Genomic DNA, 10,440 nt, shown 5'->3' with positions numbered 1-10,440 from the left:
ATTCCTAATTTTATGTAGGAAGTTTTTAATATGTAGTAGTTAATTTAATCCCCCTGGTTGTTGCACAACTCAAATCAAGAGATACTTAGTCAAATCTTTTGAGTGCTAAAGACTAAGTAAGCCGATATAAATGGCTCAACGTTGAACAATCAATAGAAGAGTTGGAGAGATATTGGATAGGGAAAATAGTTGTGCAACAGCCACCCCCCTTTGCTATTACCCTTATGTGGAGCACTACTTAAATGAGTTAACAAATGTGATAAGAAGAGAAAACAAATGCTTTCTAGGGGTAAGTGCTTTTATGACTGTCTTTCTTCCTTTGCCTTGTACACTCGGTGAAAGGACTACACAGAAAATTTTCTGTCATCAATACCAACTAAAAACCTTTGAAAAGGTTACCTTTTACAAGCTTTTTGCTTTGATGCTGCCTAAAGCTTAAGTAAACAGGTATTTATTTTTGTTGTTTGTTTCATGCAAGATTCCTCTTTATCCTCCTCTGATTCTAGTGAGCTTAAACAGCTCCGCTTAGAAAATGCTGCACTCAGCTCCAAACTCTCCCTCTATGAAGAAAAATGGCGTTCTCAGGAAAGAGCCTTTGAGCAAATAAGCCGTATCAAGGAGATTTTGGATCAACATTCGGTATACATCCTTACTGATCCACAAGGCATTATGCGCTATGTGAATGAGGGATTCTGTAAACTGTCTTTATATAGCAAAGAAGAACTGATCGGCAAGAATGCCAATCTAGTGAATTCAGGCTATCATCCTCCTTCTTTCTGGCAAGAGCTATGGCACACTATTACTCAAGGAAGGATCTGGCGGGGAGAGGTGAAAAATAGAGCCAAAGATGGTTCCACTTTCTGGGTGGACATGATCATTCATCCCCTGCTTGATGAGCAGGAAAAGATAGAAGGCTATTTAGCTATTCGCAAAGACATCACTTTGAGCAAACAAGCCCAAGAAAAGATGCAGTTTGATGCCCACATCCTCGCTCATGTGACCGAGGCGGTAGTAGGCTTAGATTCCTTGTATAGAGTCACCTTCTGGAACCATGGTGCTCAAAGACAGTATGGGTTAACTTCAGAGCAGGTCATGGGTAAACCTCTCTCAGCAGCTTACCAGTCTATCTGGATCCATCCAGAGGATGAACCTATCGCTATGGAGCAATTAGCCGAGAGTGGCTCTTGCAAAGTGGAAATCATTCACAGACTCAGGAGTGGGCAGCAGCTGTATGTAGAGGCAACCACCCAAATGCTGCTTGATGAAAAAGGAAAGCCTGCAGGCTTGCTGGCTGTTATTCGGGATATTACCCATCGCAAGCAAGCAGAGCAAGTATTAACCCATACCCTAGAGGAACTACAAAAGAAAAATCATGAACTCGATAACTATGTCTACAAAGTCTCTCATGATTTAAGAGCTCCCTTGACCTCTATGCAAGGCTTACTGAACCTGATAAAGGTAGAAGGGGATCAAGCAGTAAAGGAACAGTACCTAGCCTTAATTGAAAACAGGCTTTCTAAGCTCGATAGCTACATCCAATCTATCTTGCACCATTCCAAAATGGTCAATGCTCCCCTAGAGATCACTCCTATTGAGTTGGAGAGAATCATCGAAGAGGGTTTTGAAGAACTGAAACATTATACCCTCTGGCAGAAGCTAAAGCTTGCAATCCATCACCAAAGTACTGCTCCTTTTCATAGTGATGAATTTAGGGTTACTCTGATCTTAAGAAACCTGATCACCAATGCCATTAAGTACCTCAACCCGGTAGCTCAAGAAAGCTACCTCCACTTTGCTATTACCATTAGCTCTACAAAGGCCTGTATCCGTGTAGAAGATAATGGCATTGGCATTGATGAGCAATACATTGATAAGATCTTTGAGATGTTTTTCAGAGCCACAGACACATCACAAGGTTCAGGACTAGGCTTGTATATCGTTAGACAAGCCGTAGAAAAGCTACAAGGGAGTATTGAGGTAGAGAGCAAAAAAGGAAAAGGAACTACTTTCCTGATAGAACTGCCCAACTTACTTAGTCAGCATATGGGCTTATAGCTATTACCCAACGGTCTTCTGCCCATATTGGTTGACAAAATTTCTTTTAAGAAACAATAGTTAAAAACAATAAAGCCAAAAGGAAAAGAAAGTTGCTCAATGAGAGGAGATACGTTTCATTTTCTCTTTTGACCCATTACAACAAGGAGTTTCAGCAAAGGGGAGAAATCTTGAACTAACTCTTAGTTATAAATTTCTTCCCTTTCTTGATACTCAACAGTTAGGGGACTGATCCTTAATCCAAATAAATTTTCTTCTTGGCGTCTGTCTAAAAAATAGGGAGCCTGACAGCCTAACAACCAGATATTGTACCCAAATTGGGAGGTTTTGTCAACCTATGGAAAGGGCTTTTCTGGATCTGGAATCGGTCCTGTTCAGATGATGTCAAGTTTATACCTGTCATAGGCAGCACCCAAACGGCAAATCACTTTACTATTGGGAACTGGCTGCGGAACTGCGCTGCCTGCCGGTGAGAAACTATCACTTCTTTTCCGTTACTAAGTATTATCTTTAAATTCCTAATCTGGTAGGAAGTGATCTGCCAGATAAATTTTTTGTTCAACATCTGCCTGCGGTTTGCTCTTATAAATTCTGCGGGAAGCCAGCTTTCTACCTCTTTTAAGGTAGTGTATTGCAGTACTTCTTTGTCCCCAAAACAGAACTTTGTGTAGTTGCCCCACGATTCGAACAAATATACTTCAGCCAGCTGTACAAAATAATGGCGGATACCGTCTTTTAAAAACAGTTGCCGGTTTAAACTTGCACTGCCCGATTGCCGATACGATAGCTTTTCATCTACTCTGGTCAGGGCTTTGGCAAGTCTTTCCTCCCGGATGGGTTTGAGCAGGTAATCGAGGGCATTTTCTTCAAAAGCCTGTAAGGCAAACTGCTCATAGGCGGTCGTAAAAATTACCTCCGGCACATAATTTAATTGTGCCAGCAAATCAAATCCGGATTGTCCGGACATGCGGATGTCCAGAAAAACCACATCCGGCCTGAGTCTTTCAATCTCTGTCTGGGCTTCCCGCGCATTTTTGCAGAGTGCCAACACCTGCACATGCTTGTATGCTTTCAGCAGGAACGCAAGTTCTTCCCTGGCAGGGCGTTCATCATCTACAATAATGGCAGTAATCTGTTTAGACATAGGCCGGCACTTTTATCATGGTGGTTACCTGGTGATCCCGGATATTTGTATGTATATCAGATGTTTGTCCGTAGGTAGTTTTCAGCAATGTCCGGATACTGGTAAGTCCAAAACCTTCTTCTTCCATCCGCCATTCCCCGGGATTGGTCACCTGTATCATCAGCATTCCGGATTGCTGGTCAATCAGCACTTGTAATAGGCCTCCTTCGCTGCGCTGGCTAATGCCATGCGTAACCCCGTTTTCTACCAGGTTTAGCAGTAAATAAGGAGGTACTTTCAATAGCAGGCAATCCGGACTGCAATGTATCGAATACTGCAAGCGGTCGTCGAATCGGATTTGTTCCAGTTGCAGGTACTTTTCTACGATACTTAATTCTTCCCGCAGCGGCACCGGTTGCAGGGTATCTTGATTAATAGTATACCGGAGCAGATCGGAAATTTCATCTACGGCTCTTCTGGCTTTTTCCGGATGGGCGTTGATCAGCCAGCGGACTGTGTTGAGGGCATTAAATAAAAAGTGCGGATTGAGCTTGTTGGCTAAATTCTGCAACTGAAGATTTTTGAGTTCTAATGCCTGCAAGGTGGCTTTTTTCTCCAGCACAGCCGTGTATGAGGCATATTTATACAAATGATACACCATAAACCAGGGCAAAAAAATCACAAAGCCATCCACTGCATACGAAAATAGGGTAACCCAGTAATAGGCCTCTGTGCGGAAGCCTTTCCCAAAAGCAAACCTATCCACCACAAAATCAAATGCAGCTGAAAGCAAAGCCAACAGTAGCAAAGTACCTGAAACTTTCCGGGCTACGGCAAAAAAATCATTAAACCTGAAATCGGATCTGGAAAGCTTTTTTTGGTATAAATGTGTGATAAAGAAACCAGCCCCGGCAAATACCAGATACTGCGCAATCTTCCATTCCAAGCCGGGCAGATAACTGTCTTTAAAGCTGTAAAAAGCAGGCACCAGCACCCAGAATAAAACCTGAAAAGAATTATAATTGAGCTTAATCACAGGGAGTGGGTGAGATAAAGGGCCAACTTTACAATGAATCTACAAACTCTTTCAATGCGCTCCAATAGATAAGTGGTTCCTGAATAAAACCATTATGTCCGCTGCGGCTGAGAATGACTTTGCGCTTGTTTTGAGAAGAAATATTTTTATACAAACTATCGGCTACGGCTGGCGGCGCAATAAAATCGTATTTTCCCCAAAGCAATAAAACAGGCACGGTGATTTTATGAACCTGGTCTTCAAAATACTGATTGTAGGCATCTTTTTCCACCTCATGCAAACCATTGGACACCAGGTTTAGCCCTAAAGCAGTGAAAGGAGCATGATTGTCCTGCATTTGCCGGTAGAAAATGGAAAGCGTATTAAAATCTACCTGCACTACTTCGTCTATCAAATACTCCGCATCGCCCAGCAGTTCATTGAGTTTCTGGGAAACTTCATAATTACCAGCAGGATTGTTGGCCCGGCAGTAACTTACGATTTCCTGCCATTTGTCCACATTCTTTCCCAGCATGATCTGTTCTTCGCCGATCCGTATAGCCATTTTAATTATTTCCCGGTCTTGCAGGTGAAAGTCATGCGGACCATCGGAATTGATCCAGCCATCTACCAGCGCCTGGTTGTCGTTCTGTGTAAGAAAAGCAGTCGTAACGATGCCGCCCCAGCTTTCGCTGAACAGAATAATTTGTTTATCAGCGCCATACCGTTTTCTGAGTACCTGCACTACTTTTTTCAGTCCCGAAGCGATGGCCTGTATTGTGTAACTGTCTTTCGCTGCATTTCCCTGCGAAGCTCCCGCCAGTGGCTGGTCCCAGTAGGCTACCGCATATTCCGGTTCAATCTGTGTTTGCATTTGCTGCAGGTAACTCAGGTAATACGAAGAGCCACCCGGGCCGCCATGAACGGTAAGTATAATTTGATCTGACAAGGTATTTCCCCGCACTTGTACCCGCATGGCTGCCCCTTCGTTTTCCACATAAAAGGTTTCATTAGCTTGCGCTGAAAAAGTAATTTCTTCTTTCTGGCAGCCGGTAATACCCAGCAAGAGGCATAGAATAATGGCTGTATGTTTCATTGGTTAGCAGTTTTGTGTTTGACACTAACTTTTGCTTTGGTTTGCACAAAACCCGGCAGCGGATAGAGTACTCCCAGTTCCATCATTGGCCTGACATATATAAAGCCATTATAGGGCAGCATAGTCATCAGAGAGGGTTTTACATATACTGTCAGCGGCTTGCCAGCGATATTTCCTGCCTGCTTGCCTATGGCCACTCCCAGATTCGTGTACAAATACCAGTAACTAGCCCCTCTTTTTATAGATACTTCTCCTGATTCGCTTACCCGGTAAGTAGTTCCAGCCAGAAAAGTTCTGCTTACACCCAGTTGTGGCTCGAAAGCAGTAAACCATCCGCGGGCATTGGTCCGGCGAAGGGTATAACCGGCTCCCAGCATCAGATTGTTATGAAAGTTCCGGTGATGATACCAGGCCAGGTTTGCCGTGATTAGGCGGTCTTTATAAATAGTTTTGCTTCTGCCGGACTTTTTTTTGCGGTGTACTTCGATATAGGACCGGGGAAGTTCCAGCCCGGCTTGTAGGCCGGGATAAATCAACGTAGACACATAGCCTATTCTCAGGGATGCAGCCGTATCCACAAGGTGGGTGCTGGTTTGCCATCTGGCTTGTGCCTGCACCTGCCTGTACACGCCAAGTACTATGGTTACAGTGAGCAGGGATAGTAATCGGGTTTTCATCTGTTTTTTTAACAAATGAAAAGCACTCCAGCGTAATATGCCTGTTTTTATGATAACTGCAACAGAAGCAAAATGAACGAAGTGGATTTCCCTAGATGATAGAGGTTGGAAAGAGAAATTATTTAGTACTCATACTTCTGAGTTATCCGAAAGGGGGGAGTTATTTCCTTTCAGGAATGGGCAAAAGGGGAAATAATAATTTTGAAACTTTATTTCCCCTTTTGCCCATTTTTGCTTTCCATGATAGAGAGATGTGAAAGAGGTAGATGTTGAAATGAATGTATAAAACAAACAGCTATCATTTCATGGGTTTAACTAAGGTCGAACCTGAGAATTAATCACTAACACTTTTTCCCAGATGGCTTTATTTTGTTCTATAAAACGCTGATGAACGGGATGGACTGAATAAAGCTTTATTTCTTCCTCATTTCCGTAGGTGCAGTAATGCATTACATCAAATTCTCCCTTTTCGCCTAGGTCTCCCTTAACGGTAGGGCCAGCCTGGTAAGATAGAATATATGAGATGCTGTCCTTCAACCCTGCAAAGCCACGCATGTGCTGCTCAATTGCTTTCTGAGTGGTCCCGGGCTTAAATTTAAAACAAACAATGCGTTGGAGATTAGCTTGGGCTGGTAAAGTAGAGGCAGGACTCTGCCCTGTTGTGGATGAGGTAAAACGCTTTTGAGTACATCCCCAAATCAAGAAGAAGTATAAACCAAGACATACTATTTTTTTCATACTAAAGTCAATTAGGCTTGCCTCTCCTACCACTATCTGTAAGGGAAGCTATTTAAAACAGGATCCTCTAATAGCACTGATTCTTTCTTTGAGAAAGTAAAAGCATTTTAAACTCATACTTACAGATAAAGTTGCACCAATATTGCTTTTAATCAATACTAAATAAGCTCTTTTTGCGATCAAAAAATGACGATAGTGCAGAATTGATCTGCAAATTCATAAAAATAGCGCTTTTAATAATGTTAATCTAATTCCCCCTTTCGTGAAACTGCACAAATGGGTAAGAGGGGAGAACTATTCTTTCCCCCTCTTGCACTCAGATATGATTGGTAGGAGTATCAAACTAAAGTTTTTTTGTCAATCTGTATCCGGACAAAATCCTGTGACCCGACCTAAAAAGTGTTGACCATTAAAAATGATACTATTTCTCTTTACACTCCCTTGACAATTTTGGATTTAGTCCTACTTTTGATTTATCCCTTTTATGCTTTCCTAGTGTAGATTGTCTACCACTAGGTTCCCAATAAACCCATATAGGGGTCTGAGATACTATCTGCGCCGGTTTCTAACCTGCCTGCATAACGCACCTTGATACTTTTTATTTCCGGTGAGAAAACCCAAAAGTCATACCATCCATGGCTGGAGGCTGTATCGATTGTAAAACGCTCTTGGGCGCCAGCTTTCAAATCAAACCCCTTCTCTTTCTTTTGGTATTTATCATCTACCCATTTGAGTTTCAATGTTTGGTTACCTCGGTTTTTAAGGCTGAGCTCTAGCTGTCGCCCGGATTTCTTTCTTTTCTTTCCCAATACGCAAGTAGTTTCCAGGCCATAAGCAGCTTTACTACCCATAAATTCTCTGAAAAACCCATTTGGTCCATATACCTTCAAATGATAGTGTTCTCCTTCAAAAGCTTCTAAAGGCCAGCTGTATTCTATTGCATCGCCTGCTTTCACGGCAAAAGCCCATGCCTTTACAGGTTCAAAAGTTTGCTTTTCCTTATGGTAGTAGTTACCAGGTGCATATACATTGAATGCCGATCCTAACGCCGCTTCTTTAAAAATATCCTGAGCTGCTTTGAAGCCGATGATATAGCTTTTTCCATCCTCACTTACTCTGCCATCTACATACAGCTCATATTGTAAGGCATTGGAAGGTTTTGTGCCTGCCTCTTGTTGTGGCAAAATGGATGAGGAGGATTTCTGCCCCTGTTCTCTGGCTTGCGCTGCACTCAGGGGGTTAAAGCTGCTGGGTAGATTTTTGAACTTTGCATTATAGATTTGCTGCATAAACCCATTTCTGTTTAGAAACTCAGGCATCGTTATTTTTTCTCCCCCATAAGGCCTGAGGGCTGAAGTAAGATCCCCACTGACAGTCCTGCGCCAGGAGCTGATATTAGGCTCTTCAATTTTTTTACCCGTCTTTTTAGAAAGAAAATTTTCCAAAAACTGTATGGTAGAGGTCAGATCACAAACCTGTGAATTGACCCATCCTCCCCGTGACCAGGGAGAAGCAATGATCAGCGGCACCCGAAATCCCAGGCCTACCGGACTCGTCCTGGATTCACTTTCCTGAAAACCTGCTTTGATCTCTTCTTCCTTGGTAACAAACTCTCCCCTTACATCAACGCCTGATGAAACTTTACCAGTGTCCGGATCATTTGGGTTGGGTGCGACAAATGGGGGAACATGGTCAAAATAGCCGTCATTCTCATCATAGTTGAGAATGAAGATCGTTTTTTTCCACACCTGTGGATTTTGCGTCAGAATGTCCAGCACTTCTGACACATACCAGGCGCCATACCAGGGAGCACTGGGATGATCTGAAAATTTCTGAGGAGCTACTACCCAGCTCACTGTAGGTAGCTTTCCTTCCTTAACATCTTTCCGGAACTGGTAAAGAATATCACCCTTAGGCACTTTAGTGGTTCGGTCCTGCCCATTATCTAGATAGGTCATATCCTTTACTTTATGGTAGTCTGGATCCCCACTATTGGTTGTAAAAGCTTTTTGATGAAGGCTTTGCTCCCGGTGGGTAAGTTTCTCGAATTGATCCGGATTCCATTGCTGAAGATGCTGTTTTACTTGTTCAAATTCATTGTTCTTTGTTTCCAGCTCTTTGCTTAGCTCCTCCCTATTTGCAGTTGACAGGCCGATTTGCTTTTCAAGTTCCTTTATTTCTTCAGGGAGCTCTTTTTCCCTCCTTTGTAAGAAATCATAAAAGCCATTACTGAAACGTACATGGTATTGTGAAAACCACTCAAGATTATTATCCGTGAAATTAGAAAGTAAAGAGTCATCTTCCACATTGGTAGGAAGGCTCACTTCGTTTTGGTAAACTTTCCAGGATATGCCGTTGTCTTCCAATCTTTCAGGAAAGGTAGACCAGTTTGCTTCCCGCTCATAAGTTAGTTCTCCATTTCTCACTTTGGCCTTATCTGTAGATGCACCATGTGTTTTGCCTGTCCAGAAATAACTGCGGTTGGTAGTTGTTCCGGTAAGGGAGGCACAAAAATGCTGGTCACAAACGGTGAAGGCATCCGCCAGCGCATAATAAAAGGGGATATCTTCGCGGGTATAATAGCCCATCGCCAAGGGCATGTCCTTGAAGGCTTCATTGCCTGGCCTTTTAGCTTCTATCCATCCATCAAATTTACCTTCATTGCGTGCATCTACCTGGTCTTCCCAGGAATGGGGCACACCGCCCATCCAGGTAGCTTTGGTATTTTTCATATCAAGGCGGAAAGGCACAAACCGGTTGCCTGCTTTGTCAGGCTGAAACCATACGGGATTTTTGTCAGGTAAAGTAATGGCCAAAGGGTCATTGAACCCTCGTACGCCTTTAAGAGCACCGAAACAATGGTCAAACGAGCGGTTTTCCTGCATCAGCATGACCACATGCTCGGCATCATAAAAAGTTGTTCCGGGGTCAGGCGTAATAGCTAAGGCTTTTTCTATAGACACAGGCAGAGTGTTCCAAACACTGGCACCCCCAGCCAGCAAGGCTGCTTTTTTTAGAAAATCTCTTCTGGAGTCACTCATATACTTGTTTCAATAGTGTTTTAATGATTGCAACTACGGGGTCATTTCCTCGATCTGTTCATTACCATCACCAAATTGTCTGGTAATAGCTGCTACCGCATTTTCTGCCTTATAATTGTAGGCTGACAGTTGAAAGGCTTCCCCTATTGGGTTAAAACCTGCCAAAAATCACGAATCAGCCTGTTCAGGTAATCTTCGGCAGCAGGATTCTCAGCACATATTTCATTCAACTTGCAAGACATGTTTGTCTCCCAATTATACAATTCTTCAAGATTTGCCCTGATTTAATCTCTTACAGCTGCTACTAGAAAGAATAATTACCCATTAATCTGAGCATGAAAAATGAAAGACATACCCAAACTCAGCATAAATAAACCTTGATATGAATAGCAGAGATAATCTTGAAGACCGCAAAAATATAAATTATATATTCCTGTTAGCCTAAAGAAGTATTAAGTATTTCTTAAAAAGAGTAGAAAAAACTTAGCTTTAATTTAATTTACATATGTCTACCTCCGATTTTAAAGACAGTCTTGAGAAAGAAACAGCCAGTCTATAAAGAAAACCACGTATGAATTAATTGATTCAAATCTCCCAGTCAACAAAAAGGGGCGGTTTTTGAAACAAAGCTTAAGTCAGCTTGATATTTTAATAGACTTGCTCTAGCCAAATCCTGCGGGCAATACCAATTCCCT

Annotated in this window: 7 protein-coding genes; 1 reads left to right on the top strand and 6 read right to left on the bottom strand. The window is 42.5% G+C overall.

From position 1 onward, the window contains the following. Positions 1-471 precede the first annotated feature (471 nt). Positions 472-2,055, top strand: a complete 1,584-nt coding sequence (locus Q0590_RS35785) for a PAS domain-containing sensor histidine kinase (RefSeq protein ID WP_302042487.1) — start codon at positions 472-474, stop codon at positions 2,053-2,055. A gap of 424 nt (positions 2,056-2,479) precedes the next feature. Here Q0590_RS35785 and Q0590_RS35780 read toward each other — a convergent pair whose 3' ends face one another. The 6 genes from Q0590_RS35780 to Q0590_RS35755 form a co-directional block, all read right to left on the bottom strand. Beyond that, positions 2,480-3,199, bottom strand: a complete 720-nt coding sequence (locus tag Q0590_RS35780) for a LytR/AlgR family response regulator transcription factor (protein ID WP_302042486.1) — start codon at positions 3,197-3,199, stop codon at positions 2,480-2,482. Then, entirely contained in the window at positions 3,192-4,214 is a 1,023-nt protein-coding gene (locus Q0590_RS35775) for a sensor histidine kinase (RefSeq protein WP_302042485.1), read from the bottom strand. The genes Q0590_RS35780 and Q0590_RS35775 overlap by 8 nt, the downstream gene beginning before the upstream one ends. 28 nt (positions 4,215-4,242) lie before the next feature. Then, a complete protein-coding gene (locus tag Q0590_RS35770; RefSeq protein ID WP_302042484.1) occupies positions 4,243-5,289 on the bottom strand; it encodes an alpha/beta fold hydrolase in 1,047 nt (348 codons plus the stop codon). After that, positions 5,286-5,966 (bottom strand): hypothetical protein, encoded by a 681-nt coding sequence (locus tag Q0590_RS35765; RefSeq protein WP_302042483.1) that lies wholly within the window; start codon positions 5,964-5,966, stop codon positions 5,286-5,288. The genes Q0590_RS35770 and Q0590_RS35765 overlap by 4 nt, the downstream gene beginning before the upstream one ends. 315 nt (positions 5,967-6,281) lie before the next feature. Beyond that, positions 6,282-6,704 (bottom strand): Dabb family protein, encoded by a 423-nt coding sequence (locus Q0590_RS35760; protein WP_302042482.1) that lies wholly within the window; start codon positions 6,702-6,704, stop codon positions 6,282-6,284. 512 nt (positions 6,705-7,216) lie between these two features. Further along, complete coding sequence (locus Q0590_RS35755) at positions 7,217-9,745, bottom strand: phosphocholine-specific phospholipase C (RefSeq protein WP_302042481.1); 2,529 nt, start codon at positions 9,743-9,745, stop codon at positions 7,217-7,219. Positions 9,746-10,440 lie beyond the last annotated feature (695 nt).

The sequence above is a fragment of the Rhodocytophaga aerolata genome (genome assembly GCF_030503435.1).
Lineage (GTDB): Bacteria > Bacteroidota > Bacteroidia > Cytophagales > 172606-1 > Rhodocytophaga > Rhodocytophaga aerolata.
The sequence above is the reverse complement of the archived record's forward strand: the minus strand, read 5'-3'. Positions and strand labels throughout refer to the sequence as shown.